The organism is Erythrobacter sp. A6_0, assembly GCF_017744235.1.
Lineage (GTDB): Bacteria > Pseudomonadota > Alphaproteobacteria > Sphingomonadales > Sphingomonadaceae > Qipengyuania.
In genome coordinates this window covers 93,867-107,641 of sequence record NZ_JAGHQR010000001.1, presented here as the reverse complement: position 1 = coordinate 107,641, position 13,775 = coordinate 93,867, and the positions used below count along the sequence as shown (strand labels likewise).

Below are 13,775 nucleotides of genomic sequence, written 5' to 3'. Positions count from 1 at the left end.
GGCGTGAGGCTTTTCATATGATCCGCATCGCCTTCCTCGCCTGCGCCGATACGCTTCCGGGCCCCGGCCCCCGACGCGGCGATGCGTTCGAGCACGATCTCGAAATCGCCGCCTTGAGGCCCGCTTTCGAAGCCGCCGGACTCGATCTGGTCGAGATCGACTGGCGCGCGCCGCTCGAAACCTTCGATGGTGCCGCGCTGGCCCTTTTGGGCACTGCCTGGGATTATCAGGACTACCCGAAGGATTTCCTCGCGAAGCTCGACGCGCTGGCAGGAAAAGGCATCACCGTCTGCAATCCGCCGGAAATCGTCCGCTGGAACGCCGACAAGGGCTATCTGCTGGACCTGTCCGAGCGCGATGTACCAGTCATTCCGACTATCTGGCACGACGATGCGGGGCGCGCGGACATCGCCGCCGCGCTCGACCGGTTCGAGACCGACCGCGTGGTGGTCAAACGCCGCGTCGGCGCGGGCGCGCTGGGTCAGCACAGCTTTTCCCGCGATGCCCTGCCCGACACAGACTGGCACATGGGCCATGCCAGCCTTATCCAGCCCTTCCTCGCGAGCGTGGTCGAGGAGGGCGAGTTCACCTTCGTCTTCATCGACGGAGAGTTCAGCCACGGCGTCCTGAAACAGGCGGCTGTGGGCGACTATCGCATTCAGTCTCTCTATGGCGGGAAGGAAAGCGTGTTCGCGCCGAACACTGCCGATCTCGCCAGCGCCCGTGCGGTGATCTCCGCCCTGCCCTTCACCGCCCCCCTCTATGCCCGCATCGACATGGCGCGGCTTCCGTCGGGCGAACTGGCAGTGATGGAGGCGGAAATGATCGAGCCCTATCTCTATCCCGAACAGGGGCCCGACCTCGGCGAGCGATTGGCAAAGGCGGTGCTGAGCCGTCTGGAGCGGTCGGCCTAGCTGCTCTCGCTATCACGGGCAGATGCGGCGTTTCCTTCCATGCGATAGAAGACACGTGTCTCGCAGCCGGTGATCGCCTGCCCTTCCTGCTTGCTCGACCGCTCTATCATCCGCTTCGCCGCTTCGCCGAAATCGTCGATCGGTTCGGCGCGCAGGATGCGGACATTGCCGATCTCGCCCCAAGGCGCGACATCGTAGGCGATATCGGCCCATCCCTCGATCGAACGCGAGCGGTAGGCTTCGCGAAAAACGAGCTGTGGGGCGCGGTCCCATTCCAGGGCTTCGCAGGGATCGGACCAATCGGCCCCGCGCGGCGGCGCGGGCGGTGCAGGCAAGACCGCCGCATTGCGCCAATACCGATAGCTGCAATTATGCCGCATCGGACCTTCGTTGAAACGGCTGGTCTCAACCGCCTCTTCCGCCGCCCCATCGAGCGGTTCGTTGCCGGTTCCGTAAAGGTGGCGAACATTAGACGTTTCACCCGAAGGCTTCACGTCGAACCCGATCGCCGTCCAGTCGCGAACACCGGGCGTCGCGGGGATCTGGTCGAAATTCGGATAGGCCCGCAGGATCGGCTGCGTGCCCGCGCGGCACTCGTCGTCGGCATGAAGCCGATCGTAAGCTTCCCTCGAAAGGCGCGGGGTCTGGCCGGTCATGACGTAGGATACCAGCTCGACCGGCTCCGCCTCTTCTATCGGGCGCATCACGGGCCGATAGGTAATGGAGCATCCATCAAGCGCGGCATTGGCCGCGAACCGGCTCGACACCATTGCGGCGGCGCCGGAGCCATGATTGGAATGCGAGGGCGACGTCCGCGTGATCGAGACAGGCCGCCCCGTCGCGTCGATGGCGAAATCGAAACTCATCGCCGGCGGCTCCGACCCGCGCCCGGACCACAGCGTATTGTAGGGCCTGCGTCCCTCAACGACCGAGGCGACCTCGCCATTTTCACAGCGGACCGGACCGGGCATCCAGCTGACCAATCTCTGGCCCGACAAACCGTGCGACGAGGAAGCGATCGGTACTCCGACCGTGGCCACGGGCGGTTCCGGCGGGATCGCCGATGCGGCGGATCCGAGCAAAGCCGACAAAAGTCCGATCATCTCCGCATATCCTCGTTTTTACTGCCGGATCGGCTCGCCTAGCCCTTCCACTCGCGCCGTTCCTCGGCGGCTTTCAGCACTTCGTAGGCGACCTGCAATTTCTGGAATTCCTGCGCCGCTTCGGCATCGTTGGGCTTCACGTCGGGATGGACAGTTTTCGCCTTTTCGCGCCAGGCTTTCTTGATCGCGGGGAAGTCGGCATCGCTCTCGAGGCCGAGCGCATCCAGTGCGCGCATCTCGTCCTGGGTGCGCGACCCATCGCCGCTGCCGCCCCAGCCATAATGCTGCGCTTCGGCATAGCCTGCATTTTCCGCCTGCTCGGCCTTGGCGCGTGCAGCCTTCTCGGCCTTGTCGAGGCCTTCGAAATAATCCCATTTCTGATTGTATTCGGCGGCATGGCGCTGGCAGAAATACCAGCGATCGCGGCTGTTAGGCGCCTTGGGCGCGGGGCAATCGCCCACTTCCTCGCAGCCATGGCGATCGCACAATTTGACGTTCGCCGCCGCGCGTTCGCTTTCATAGCCGCGCCAGCGGGGAAAGCCCCAATCGTTGGAACGACGGGGCTTAGGCATCGAAATGAGTCACTTTGAAATCGGGCATCGCCAGTAATCTAGGCTCTCGCGCCCGCAATGCCAATGTCGCAGAGGCGAGAGAGCGTCCTGTAACAGGAACGCTCCCCCGCCCCGCAATCGGATCAGTTGATCACGACGCTCGCAGCGCGGCGGTTCTGCGCCCAGGCGCTTTCATTGCTGCCGAGCGCAACCGGGCGTTCCTTGCCGTAGCTGACGGTGCGGATGCGTGTCGCCGGAATGCCGAGGCTGACGAGATAATTCTTCGCCGCATTCGCACGCCGCTCACCCAGAGCCAGGTTGTATTCGCGCGTGCCGCGCTCGTCCGCATGGCCTTCAACGGTGAAGGTGATCTGCGGATACTGGCTGAAATACTGCGCCTGGACCTGAAGGCGGCGCGTGTCCTCCGCATCGATATTGTAGCGATCGGTGTCGAAATAGACGACCGTGTTCGCCGCGCCGATAGTCTCCGTGAAATGGCGCTGCGTGCCGGGAGCGGCCACGCCCGGTCCGGTCGGCGTCGTCGCGCCGGTATCGGGCGTGGTCTGCTGCGGTGGCGGCGGCAGCTCTTCGGGCGGCTGCTTCTTGCAGGCGGCGAGCGCGAGCGCGCTGGCGAGGCAGACGGTGGCGGTCAGGCGGGTGTTCATAGCGGCCGATCCTTTTCGACTGTTCCAAAACCGGTGTGCGACCCGGCAGATGCAATACTCAAACCAATGATCCTAAGGCAGGATCGGTCCCCAGGCGGGGTCCGATCCGTCGACCGGCGTCGGCAACTGGCGCTCGTTCTCGCCCGTCAGATCGACCTGCCACAACCCGGTGTTGCCCGAATTGCGCTCGGTGCGGAAAAACTGGACGATGCGGCCATTGGGCGACCAGGTGGGCGCTTCGTCCTGCCATCCGCTGGTCAGGCGGCGCGCATTCCCGCCGCTCGGCGTCATCACATAGATGTTGAAATTGCTGGCATTGGTGAAAGCGATCTGGTCGCCGCGCGGGCTCCATTCGGGCGTCGCGCAGCGCGATCCGCCGAAGCTGATCCGGCGCTGGTTCGTGCCGTCGGCATTCATGACATAGCATTGCTGATTGCCCGACCGGTCGCTTTCGAACACGATCTGGCGGCCATCGGGCGAGAAGGATCCACCGATATCGATCCCCGGCGCGTCGGTCAGCCGCGTACTCTGGCCGCCTGTCACGGGCACGCGATAGATGTCGGTATTGCCGCCCACGGCCATAGAATAGAGGATGTAGCGCCCGTCCGGGCTCCAGCGCGGGGCGAAGGTGGGATTGGCGCTTTCGGTCACCAGCGTCTGGCTGCCCGTGCCCACGTCGTAGACGTAGATGCGCGGATTGCCGTCGACATAGCTCAGATAGACGAGCTGGCGATAATCGGGGGAATAGCGCGGGGTCAGCGCAGTCGAACGCCCGGTGGTGATGAAGCGATGGTTCGCCCCGTCGCTGTCCATAATGGCGAGCCGCTTGGTGCGGTTATCCTTGGGGCCGGTTTCAGCGATGTAAGCGATGCGGCTGTCGAAAAACGGGCTTTCCCCGGTCAGACGCGAATAGACGAGATCGGCGCATTTGTGCGCGGCGCGGCGCCAGTCGGCGGCCGGAACCACCCAGCCTTCGCGCACCAGCTCGTCACGCAGAGCCATGTCGTAGAGATAGCAGCCGACCGTCAGCCTGCCGTCGCTGCGCCCGCGCACATAGCCATGCACCAACATTTCGGCGCGGCGATTGTCCCACGTGGCCCAGGCAGGCGCAGTGATTTCGGCATAGCTGGGCGTCGGGAGCGAATCCGGGCCGGTCGGCTTGAACAGGCCGTTATTGCGCAGGTCCGATGTGATGACGCGCGCCAGCTCGATCCCGAGCGCGGACGTGCCCGACTGGTTGGCGGGCGTCGGCACGTTGCGGTCGGTCGCGAAGGCGGGAATGGCGATGCCGAGATCGTCGAGCCGACCTTCGTAGCTGACCGAGACATTGAGGCCTTCACCCTCGTCAACGGTCTCGATCACCCCACCTTCGGGAGGCGCTTCACCCAAATCCTGATTCTGGGCGCTGAGCGGGGTGGCGATGAGCGCTGCGGTGGCCAGCAGCGGGGCGAGAATACGCGAAATCATTGGGCGAGCCTCCAGTCGAGGTTTGCGGTGATGGTCTTCCAGGCCTCGTAATATTCTTCCGGCAGGTCGAACGGCGCGGCCAGTTGCACGGCGCGGATCGCCTGTTCGGCATGGCGGTCGGCCTGGGCGCGGTTGGTGTCGTTGACGCCGGTCTGACGCGCCACGGTGGGGCGCCCGCGTAATTTGCCGTCCGTGTCGAGCTGGAAGCGCACATAGGTGACGATCTTCTCGACCTCCGGGCCGTTCGGCGGCTGCCAGTGCGGCTTGATCTGGCGCGCGACGGCGGACGCGATCGAGGCCTTGGCGCTTGCCCCGATCTGCGAGGCGGGCGTGCGGGTTTCGGTGCTGGTGGCGCTGTCGCCTGCTCCGGCGAGGAAATTGTCGCCGATGCGCGAAGCGCCTCCGGTCCGGGCAGCGGGTTGCGCCGGGCGTTCGGCAGTGCGGGTAGGCGCCTCGGCACGGCGCGACGGGGCAGGCGCAGGTGCGGGCGTGCGCGCACGTTCCGTCCGGCGGGGCGTGGGGCGCTCTGCCGCACGCGGTGCCGGGCGTTCCACTGGACGGGTTACGGGCCGCTCGACCGGTCTTTCGACGGGCCGTTCCACCGGTCGCTCGATCGGTAGTGGGAGGATCTCGGACGGTGGCGCGGGTGTGTCGCTCAGGACGGGCGCCGTCGACGCGGCGCTCTCGCTGACCGGATCGGGCGCGGTCGACGTCAGGCCGACCTCGTCCGTCAGATTGACCGTCATCCGCTCGATCGGCTGCACGCTCTCACGCTTCGTCGGCTGAAGCAGGAGCACGATCAGCAGCAGGACATGCAGTGCGATGGCCACGAACAGGCCGACGCGCTCTTCCCCTACAAGACCCGTTCTCTCCATCATCACGCGGCTATGGCGCGTCCGATGAACGACCGGTGACCAGCGAGATGCGGTTAAGCCCCGCGCGGTTCAGTTCGCCCATGATCGCCATAACGCGGCCGTAATCGAGCGCACGATCGGCGCGCAGCACGACATCGGGACCGTCTGCGCTCTGGTCAATTCCTTCGAGCGCCTCGGCGAAGCCGCCGGCAGGCACGGGCGTATCGTCGATAAAGGCGTTGCCCTCAGCATCCAGGCTGATCGTGATCGACTGCGCCTCGTTATCCATGGCGTTGGCGCGGCTGTCGGGAAGGTCGAGCGGGACGCCCGAATTCAGCAGCGGCGCGGTCACCATGAAGATGATCAGCAGCACCAGCATCACGTCGACGAAGGGCGTGACGTTGATCTCCGCCATGGGCGCGCGCCGCGAGCCGCCGCGCCGCCTCCGGCTGGAGGACGAGCCGAGCGACATCGCCATTATTTAAGCTCCAGTTGGCGGCTGAAGCTGGAGTGCAGGCGGTCGGAAAAGCGCGTCAGCCGCGCTTCGTAGCGATTCACCGAATGGCTGAAGCGGTTATAGGCGATCACCGCCGGGATGGCGGCGAAGAGCCCGATCGCGGTGGCGAAGAGCGCTTCGGAAATACCCGGCGCCACCACGGCCAGCGAGGAGTTTTCCTGCGCGCCGATCTGGAAGAAGCTGTTCATGATGCCCCAGACCGTCCCGAACAGGCCCACGAAGGGCGCGACCGACCCGACCGTGGCGAGGAAGTTCAGCCGGTCCGCCAGAATGTCCGCCTCGTTCGCGACCTGGCTTTCCATCGCCGAGGCAAGCCGCTGCCGCACGCCGTCGCGATCCTTTACGCCGTCGCGCGTCGAACGGCGCCATTCGGCGACGCCCGCATTGGCGACGCGTGCGGGCGGCAGATCCTTGCGCCCGCGTTCGGACATGAAGCGGTCGAAATTCTCCGCCTGCCAGAAATCCTCCTCGTAGGATTTGGTCTGCCCATTCAGCCGCCCCATCCTGAGGCCGAAGCCGACGATGATCATCCACACCCAGATGCTGGCGAGCAGCAGCCCGGCCATAACGAGCTGGACGACGATATCGGCGTCAAGAAACAGTTCCACCGGATCGAGCCGGGTCGGCCCTGCGGCAGCAAGAAGGGAAATAGTGGTCATTTACGGTCCTGAGTTTTCCATAAAACGGGCAAAGGCGTCGCGCCATTCTTCGGGCTGGCGGCGCGGGCGGCCATCGGGCGCGACGAAGCCGACCCGCAATTCCGCTTCCGCCAGCACTTCGTCGCCGCGGCGCGCAGTCTGGTGCATCCGGCAGCTCGCCGCGCGCATTTCGGTGCAGCGCGTTTCGATCATGACGTCATCGTCGAGCTTAGCGGGGCGCAGATATTTCAGACGCACTTCGGAAACGGCGTAGGCCCCCACCCCCGCCTCGATCGCGGCGCGCTGGTCGATATCAAGGCGCCGCAACAGGTCCGACCGAGCCCGTTCGAACCAGCGCAGGTAATTGGCATGGTAGGTGATGCCCGAAAGATCCGTATCCTCGTAATAGACGCGCACCGCATAGAAATGCGACGCGCCGTCTATCGTGCCATCGGGAAAGGAAGGTCGAGCCATTGCGGCGCGTTAGCCGAGACCGGACTCCCCCGGCAATCGAAACCGACGAAGCGTTGGTGCGGGACGACGGGCTCCCGAAACGAAGGGCCTAGCGCCGTGCGATCATCGGCCCCAGCGGTTCGCCGCCGAAAAGGTGGACGTGGAGATGCGGCACTTCCTGCCCGCCATGCGCCCCGATATTCGCAAGCAGGCGATAGCCCGGCTCGACCAGCCCCTTCTGCCGCGCCACCGTGCCCACGGCGCGGACGAAGCCCGCGATTTCTTCGTCGGAAGCGCGGGCCGAAAAATCGTCCCAGCTGACATAGCGCCCCTTGGGCACGATCAGCGTATGGATTTCGGCCTGCGCGTTGATATCCTCGAAAGCGTAGGCCCAATCGTCCTCATAGGCCTTGGTCGAAGGGATCTCGCCGCGCAGGATCTTGGCGAAGACATTGTCGTCGTCATAGGGCTGGGTCGCATTGATCGGCATCAACGGCTCCTGTTCGCTTTTTCCTCGAGCCCGGAAACGCCTTCGCGGCGATCGAGTTCGGCCATCACTTCGGTCAAGGTCACGTTCTTTTCCGCCAGCATGACCAGCAGGTGGAACAGCACGTCGGCCGCTTCACCGACCAGTTCCTCGCGGTCTTGCGCCAACGCGGCGACGACCGCCTCGACCGCTTCCTCGCCGAATTTGCGCGCGATCACCGGCAGGCCGCGCGCCGCGAGGCTGGCGACATAGCTGGTGTCGGGGTCCGCACGGCGGCGGTCGGCGATCGTGGCTTCTAGGCGAGCGAGAGTTTCCATGGCCGCGCATCCATGCGGCGCGATGGTTTCGAAATCAACATCGCGCGCGGATGTCGCCTCAATCCTCGCTCGGCGTGCCCGAGCGGATACCGATCAGGCGCCCGGCCACCAGCGCACCGCAAGCTGTCAGGAACACGGCAAGCGCGCTCGGCTCGCCGACGGCATGCGACATGGCATGCACGAACGGCAAGTCCGCGACCTGGGAAGCGAAAGCGGCAAGGTGATTCGTCATGGGCGGCCTTTAACATAGGACATCGGGCACAAGCGCATCGCGCACGCGCTGTCCCTTGGAGAGACGGCTTCGGTAGGCTGTTTGCGGCCCCTAGACGCGCACCGGCAGGCCCGCGGCGCGCAGGGCATCGTGCGCCTCGGCAATCGAATGCTGGCCGAAATGGAAGATCGAAGCGGCGAGCACGGCGCTCGCATGCCCCTCGGTCACCCCTTTGACGAGATGATCGAGCGTGCCGACGCCGCCGCTGGCGATCACCGGTACGCGCACGGCATCGGCGATGGTACGCGTCAGAGCGAGGTCGTAGCCCGCTTTCGTCCCGTCGCCGTCCATGGAGGTCACCAGCAATTCGCCCGCGCCCAGTTCGGCGAGCCGCACGGCGTGTTCGACCGCATCGATCCCGGTCGCGCGGCGCCCGCCATGGGTGAAGATCTCCCACCCATCTCCCGACCGGCGGGCATCCACGCTCGCCACGACGCACTGGCTGCCGAAACGCTGGGCGATCTCGGCGACCAGTTCGGGCCGTTCGACCGCCGCGCTGTTGACAGCGACCTTGTCCGCGCCTGCCAGCAGCAGCGCGCGCGCATCCTCGGCGCTGCGCACGCCGCCACCCACGGTCAGCGGCATGAAGCAGACCGCGGCAGTGCGCCGGACGATGTCGAGCAGCGTCCCGCGCCCTTCGTGGCTGGCGGAAATATCGAGGAAGCACAATTCGTCGGCGCCCGCCGCATCGTAGGCCTGCGCCTGCTCGACCGGGTCGCCCGCATCCTTCAAGTCGACGAAATTGACGCCCTTGACCACGCGGCCATTCGCCACGTCGAGGCAGGGGATCACGCGGACGCGGACGGTCATCGGCCCGTCACCCGCGTCCTGCCTCTCGCCGGGCCATCGCCAGCGCCGCTCCTAGATCCAGCCGCCCGTCATACAGCGCCCGCCCGGTGATTACGCCCTCGATCCCCTCGTGAGCGTGCAACGACAGGACATGGATATCGTCCAGCCCCTTCACTCCGCCGCTTGCGATCACCGGCATATCGGTGCGGCGCGCAAGGTCGAGCGTGGCGTCGATATTGCAGCCCTTCAGCAGCCCGTCGCGCCCGATATCGGTGAACAGCAGCGAGGCGACCCCCGCATCCTCGAACCGGCGGGCCATGTCATGGACGGGCACGTCGGACACTTCCGCCCAGCCCTCGGTCGCCACCATCCCGTCGCGCGCATCGACTGCGACGACGATGCCGTTCTCCCATTCCTTTGCCATGTCCTTGACGAATTGCGGGTCTTTCAGGGCCGCCGATCCGATCACCAGTCGCGATACGCCAAGCGCGAACCAGCCCTCGACATCGGCGGGTTTGCGAATGCCTCCGCCCAATTGGACATGGCCGGGAAACGCCTCGACGATCCGCTCCACCGCCGCGCGATTGCGGCTCTCGCCCGCGAAGGCTCCGTCGAGATCGACCACATGCAAGTGCCCGGCTCCCGCCTCGGCAAACAGCAGCGCCTGCGCGGCGGGATCGTCGCCATAGACGGTCGCGCGATCCATATCGCCTTCGGCGAGGCGCACCACCTGGCCGTTCTTCAGATCGATGGCAGGAAAGACGATCATCGGGTCAGGGCCGCCATGCGAGAAACCTTTCGAGCAATGCCAGCCCGTAGGCCTGGCTCTTTTCGGGATGGAACTGGACGCCGAGCAGATTGTCCCGCCCGACCGCCGCGACGAGACCGCCGCCATGATCGGTCATGGCGATCACGTCGCGCCCGTTATCCGCGTGGAAATGGTAGGAATGGAGGAAATAGGCCTCGCCCGTCTCGATCACCGGATCGTTTTGGGCATGCGGGGTCAGCGCAACGTCGTTCCAGCCCATATGCGGCACCTTTACGCTTGCATCGATCGGTTCGATCGCGCGCACTTCGCCCGCGATCCAGTCGAGGCCGGGCGTGGTCCCATGTTCGAGCCCGCGCGTCGCGAGCAATTGCATGCCGACACAGATTCCCAGGAACGGCGCGCCGCCGACCCGGACCCGCTCCGTCATCGCCTCGACAGCGCCAGTCTGCGCCCGCAATCCCTCCGCGCAGGCCCTGAACGAACCGACGCCGGGAAGAACGATCCGGTCGGCGCTGCGCAAAACGTCCGGATCGGCGGTGACGGTCACCTCCGCCCCGACCTTGCGCAGCGCATTCTCGACCGAATGGAGATTGCCCGCGCCGTAATCGACGAGCGCGACGCTTTCAGCCATTTTTCGTCTCCGCACGCCCCTCCGGGCGCGCGAAATCCTCGCGCCTTCCGGCGCTGCGGGCGGCCCTGCAGGTGGCCTTCGGCCAGCTGCGTCTTAGACTGCGCTTCCGGCCTTGCGGCTGCTGCGCAGCCGATGTCTGGAAATTACCCACCGAGCTGGCCCTTCGTGCTCGGAATCGCGCCGCCTTTGCGCGGATCGATTTCGACCGCCTGGCGCATGGCGCGCGCGAAGCCCTTGTACATCGCTTCGCAGATATGGTGATTGTTGCTGCCGTAGATCAACTCGCAATGCAGCGTGATGCCTGCCGTCTGCGCGACCGAGTGGAACCAGTGTTCGATCAGCTCGGTATCCCACTCGCCCAGTTTGGTCTGGGTGAAACCGGCTTTCCAGACCAGCCACGGACGGCCCGAAATATCGAGCGCCACGCGCGCCAGCGTCTCGTCCATGGGCGAATAGGCCGTGCCGTACCGCGCGATCCCACCCTTGTCGCCCAGTGCCTGACTGAGCGCCTGGCCCAGCGCCAGCGCGCTGTCCTCGGTCGTATGGTGCTGGTCGACATGGAGATCGCCATCCACTTTCAACGTCACGTCGATCAGCGAATGGCGGCTGAACTGTTCGACCATATGGTCGAGAAAGCCGATCCCCGTCGCGATGTCGTAACTGCCCGTCCCGTCGAGATCGACCTCGACGAGGATTTTCGTTTCCGCGGTGTTCCGCTCTATCCGGCCGGTGCGCATGGGGCGCGCTATAGAAGCTGTGCACGGCTTCGCAAGCATTCCGGCTTGACCGGCGCGCGAGGCCGCTCCACCTAGCGGGCCATGAGCGACGAAACGCCCGACAGCCTGATCCCCTATGACGCCATCGTGCAGGAAGCCCTGCGCGCCGTGGTCGGCCGCGTCCTCGGCGAAATCGTCGCCGGGGGCAGCGAATTGCCCGGGGCCCACCACTTCTACATCACGTTCAAGACGCATGCTGCGGGTGTCAGCGTTCCGCCGTCCCTGCGCGAACGTTTCCCCGACGAGATGACGATCGTGCTCCAGAACAAGTTCTGGGATCTGAAGGTGGAAGAGGACCATTTCAGCGTGGGCCTCAGCTTCAACCAGATTCCCGCCGAACTGGTGATTCCCTATGCCGCGATCACCCAATTTGTGGATCCGGCAGTCGATTTCGGCCTGCAGTTCCAGGCGACGGTCGAGGATATGGACCCGACCGAGACCGAAGATCCGGAAAACGATGGCGCGGAACAGGGCGATGCGCCGCTCGTTGAGAAAAGCGAAGACGGATCGAACGTCGTCACGGTCGATTTCGGCCGCAAGAAATAGGCGCACCATCGCTGCGCCGGACAGGGGCAGTACTATGGTAAAACACGTCAGCACTTACGGCGCGAGAGCAGTTGCGAAGGCGCGGACCAAAACGCCGGGCCGGACCGACGGCATGCCCGGCCCGACCGACAATCCCGCAACCAATCTCATGATGGCCGACGTGGTGATCCGCGCCGGGTCCTATGTCGCCCGCCGCGCGATCGAAAAAGGCATCCTGCGGGGCCGCTACGGCAAGGATGTCGCGAAGAATATCGTGCAGAACAAGACGCTGGGCCAGTCGCTCGTCAGCTTCGGCCTCGCCAAGCTCGCGACGAAGAACCTGCCCGGCGCGATGATCGTGGGCGGCGGAGCGCTGGTCAAAACCCTTTACGATCGCCGCAAGAGCCGTGGCGGACAGCGCCGCGAAGGCGATCGTGAACTGATCGAACAGGCGCGCGGCGAGGACTGATAGCCGGCAGGCGTGTCACCCGATCGATAGGCTGCGGACTTGATTCGCAGGCACGGGCCGTCCCATAGGCTCGCATGGCCGAATCTTCTCCCACCCCCTCGTCCGACGCCGACACCAATCTCCATCGCCGTGGCTTGATGTTTATCCTGTCCTCCCCAAGCGGGGCGGGCAAGACGACGATCAGCCGCATGCTGCTGGACGCGGATGAGGAAATCCGCCTTTCGGTCAGCGTGACGACGCGCCGTCCACGCCCCGGCGAGATCGAGGGCGTCCACTACCACTTCGTCAGCGATGCCGAATTCGACGCGATGATCGAAGAGGACGATTTCTACGAATGGGCCCCCGTCTTCGGTAACCGCTATGGCACGCCCAAGGGCAGGATTCGCAACGCGCTGAAGGACGGGCAGGATTTCCTGTTCGACATCGACTGGCAGGGCACCCAGCAGCTTTATCAGAAAGACCAGCAGGATGTGGTGCGCGTCTTCATCCTTCCCCCCAGCATCGCCGAACTGCGCAGTCGGCTGGAAGGCCGCGCGACGGATGATGCCGATACGATCGACGCGCGCATGGACCGCGCGCGCAGCGAAATCAGCCACTGGGACGCCTACGACTATGTCGTCATCAATGACGATGTCGAAGCCTGCTTCGCCAAGGTGCGCGAAATCCTCCATGCCGAGCGGATGAAGCGCCAGCGGCAGACCGGCCTCATCCCCTTCGTGCGCGAATTGATGAGCTGATCCGGTGGCGGAGGGGGTCCAAGATCTGACCGAGCGCGAAAGGGAGGTTTTGCGCCTCCTCCTCGCAGGCCACACTGCCAAGTCCGCCGCGTCCGAGCTCGACCTGTCGGTCCACACGATCAACGATTACCTGCGCGAAGCCCGCAAGAAATTAGGGGTGTCGAGCAGCCGGGAGGCCGCACGAATCTTGGGGGACGAGGAGAGCGCCGCCCCCCAAAAAACCGCACCCGAACAAACCGGGATGGGCGGTTCCGCACCGCTCGGCGATCATGCGAAGCCATCAGCAACCCCGGGGCCGCGATCCTATCGCCCCTGGATCATAGGAGCTTTCGCAATGCTAGCCGCCCTTATCGCCGCAACTCTCGCTTTTACCGCCGGTACCCCGTCCGATCCCATCGCGCCCGGTCAGGTCGCCTCCGAAAAGGGAGAAGAGACAATGGAAAACCTCGTTCAGGAAAACGCCGTCGCCACCGAAGCCGCCCGCAATTGGGTGCGCCTGATCGATGCGGGCGAATATACCGAAAGCTGGTCGGAAGCGGGATCGATGTTCAAACAGGCCGTGACCGCCGATGGCTGGGCGGCGCAGGTCGCACCGATCCGCGAACCGCTCGGGTCGCTCGTCAGCCGGACGGAAAAATCGATCGAAGCCCGTACCGACCTGCCCGGCGCGCCGGCCGGCGATTATCGCATGATTTCTTTCGATACCGCCTATTCCGCCTCGCCCGAGCGCGTCGAGACTGTGGTGATGCACAAGGAAAACGGCCGCTGGAGCGTGGTGGGCTATTTCATCCGCTGAGGCTTTCCTCCGATACGAGAATGCGGGCCGCGGACATTCCGTCTGC

20 protein-coding genes are annotated in these 13,775 nt (G+C 65.1%); 5 read left to right on the top strand and 15 right to left on the bottom strand.

The genetic code is table 11. From position 1 onward, the window contains the following. Positions 1 to 17 precede the first annotated feature (17 nt). On the top strand, positions 18 to 914 hold the full coding sequence (locus tag J7347_RS00660; protein WP_209160410.1) for a hypothetical protein: 897 nt from the start codon (positions 18 to 20) through the stop codon (positions 912 to 914). Here the strand turns inward: J7347_RS00660 and J7347_RS00655 are convergent. The 15 genes from J7347_RS00655 to hisB form a co-directional block, all read right to left on the bottom strand. Next, positions 911 to 2,017, bottom strand: a complete 1,107-nt coding sequence (locus tag J7347_RS00655) for an energy transducer TonB (RefSeq protein WP_209160409.1) — start codon at positions 2,015 to 2,017, stop codon at positions 911 to 913. The two genes, J7347_RS00660 and J7347_RS00655, sit on opposite strands and share 4 nt — an antisense overlap. 38 nt (positions 2,018 to 2,055) lie before the next feature. Beyond that, positions 2,056 to 2,589, bottom strand: a complete 534-nt coding sequence (locus J7347_RS00650) for a J domain-containing protein (RefSeq protein WP_209160407.1) — start codon at positions 2,587 to 2,589, stop codon at positions 2,056 to 2,058. Positions 2,590 to 2,711: 122 nt separating this feature from the next. After that, positions 2,712 to 3,233, bottom strand: coding sequence for a peptidoglycan-associated lipoprotein Pal (gene pal, locus J7347_RS00645; RefSeq protein ID WP_209160405.1), 522 nt, complete (start codon positions 3,231 to 3,233; stop codon positions 2,712 to 2,714). Between the two features lie 72 nt (positions 3,234 to 3,305). Further along, entirely contained in the window at positions 3,306 to 4,700 is a 1,395-nt protein-coding gene (gene tolB, locus J7347_RS00640) for a Tol-Pal system beta propeller repeat protein TolB (protein WP_067677683.1), read from the bottom strand. Then, positions 4,697 to 5,578, bottom strand: coding sequence for an energy transducer TonB (locus tag J7347_RS00635; RefSeq protein ID WP_233999123.1), 882 nt, complete (start codon positions 5,576 to 5,578; stop codon positions 4,697 to 4,699). Before J7347_RS00635 ends, tolB begins: the two co-directional genes overlap by 4 nt. Positions 5,579 to 5,585: 7 nt before the next feature. After that, positions 5,586 to 6,032, bottom strand: coding sequence for an ExbD/TolR family protein (locus J7347_RS00630; RefSeq protein ID WP_067677690.1), 447 nt, complete (start codon positions 6,030 to 6,032; stop codon positions 5,586 to 5,588). Further along, the gene (tolQ, locus tag J7347_RS00625; protein WP_209160403.1) at positions 6,032 to 6,730 is read right to left on the bottom strand and encodes a protein TolQ; all 699 of its coding nucleotides are present in this window, start codon (positions 6,728 to 6,730) and stop codon (positions 6,032 to 6,034) included. The genes J7347_RS00630 and tolQ overlap by 1 nt, the downstream gene beginning before the upstream one ends. Beyond that, a complete protein-coding gene (locus tag J7347_RS00620; protein WP_067677696.1) occupies positions 6,731 to 7,183 on the bottom strand; it encodes a YbgC/FadM family acyl-CoA thioesterase in 453 nt (150 codons plus the stop codon). 88 nt (positions 7,184 to 7,271) lie between these two features. Then, complete coding sequence (locus tag J7347_RS00615; protein WP_209160401.1) at positions 7,272 to 7,652, bottom strand: histidine triad nucleotide-binding protein; 381 nt, start codon at positions 7,650 to 7,652, stop codon at positions 7,272 to 7,274. Continuing rightward, on the bottom strand, positions 7,652 to 7,966 hold the full coding sequence (locus J7347_RS00610; protein WP_067677702.1) for a phosphoribosyl-ATP diphosphatase: 315 nt from the start codon (positions 7,964 to 7,966) through the stop codon (positions 7,652 to 7,654). The genes J7347_RS00615 and J7347_RS00610 overlap by 1 nt, the downstream gene beginning before the upstream one ends. A 58-nt stretch (positions 7,967 to 8,024) precedes the next feature. Continuing rightward, positions 8,025 to 8,198 (bottom strand): hypothetical protein, encoded by a 174-nt coding sequence (locus J7347_RS00605; protein WP_209160399.1) that lies wholly within the window; start codon positions 8,196 to 8,198, stop codon positions 8,025 to 8,027. 90 nt (positions 8,199 to 8,288) lie between these two features. Continuing rightward, positions 8,289 to 9,047, bottom strand: coding sequence for an imidazole glycerol phosphate synthase subunit HisF (hisF, locus tag J7347_RS00600; RefSeq protein WP_209160397.1), 759 nt, complete (start codon positions 9,045 to 9,047; stop codon positions 8,289 to 8,291). A gap of 7 nt (positions 9,048 to 9,054) precedes the next feature. Continuing rightward, positions 9,055 to 9,795, bottom strand: a complete 741-nt coding sequence (hisA, locus tag J7347_RS00595; RefSeq protein WP_209160395.1) for a 1-(5-phosphoribosyl)-5-[(5-phosphoribosylamino)methylideneamino]imidazole-4-carboxamide isomerase — start codon at positions 9,793 to 9,795, stop codon at positions 9,055 to 9,057. Between the two features lie 4 nt (positions 9,796 to 9,799). Continuing rightward, positions 9,800 to 10,426, bottom strand: a complete 627-nt coding sequence (gene hisH / locus J7347_RS00590) for an imidazole glycerol phosphate synthase subunit HisH (protein ID WP_209160393.1) — start codon at positions 10,424 to 10,426, stop codon at positions 9,800 to 9,802. Positions 10,427 to 10,569: 143 nt separating this feature from the next. Then, positions 10,570 to 11,163: an imidazoleglycerol-phosphate dehydratase HisB gene (gene hisB / locus J7347_RS00585; RefSeq protein ID WP_067677715.1), complete on the bottom strand. Its 594-nt coding sequence runs from the start codon at positions 11,161 to 11,163 to the stop codon at positions 10,570 to 10,572. Between the two features lie 81 nt (positions 11,164 to 11,244). Between hisB and J7347_RS00580 the strand changes: the two genes are divergently transcribed. From J7347_RS00580 to J7347_RS13215, 4 genes are all read left to right on the top strand, one after another. Continuing rightward, positions 11,245 to 11,748: a ClpXP protease specificity-enhancing factor SspB gene (locus J7347_RS00580; protein ID WP_067677718.1), complete on the top strand. Its 504-nt coding sequence runs from the start codon at positions 11,245 to 11,247 to the stop codon at positions 11,746 to 11,748. Between the two features lie 34 nt (positions 11,749 to 11,782). Beyond that, entirely contained in the window at positions 11,783 to 12,196 is a 414-nt protein-coding gene (locus J7347_RS00575) for a hypothetical protein (protein ID WP_209160391.1), read from the top strand. A 74-nt stretch (positions 12,197 to 12,270) separates the two neighbouring features. Beyond that, on the top strand, positions 12,271 to 12,933 hold the full coding sequence (gmk, locus tag J7347_RS00570) for a guanylate kinase (protein WP_209160389.1): 663 nt from the start codon (positions 12,271 to 12,273) through the stop codon (positions 12,931 to 12,933). Between the two features lie 334 nt (positions 12,934 to 13,267). Continuing rightward, the gene (locus tag J7347_RS13215) at positions 13,268 to 13,729 is read left to right on the top strand and encodes a DUF4019 domain-containing protein (RefSeq protein WP_245173746.1); all 462 of its coding nucleotides are present in this window, start codon (positions 13,268 to 13,270) and stop codon (positions 13,727 to 13,729) included. The last annotated feature ends 46 nt before the right edge of the window (positions 13,730 to 13,775 follow it).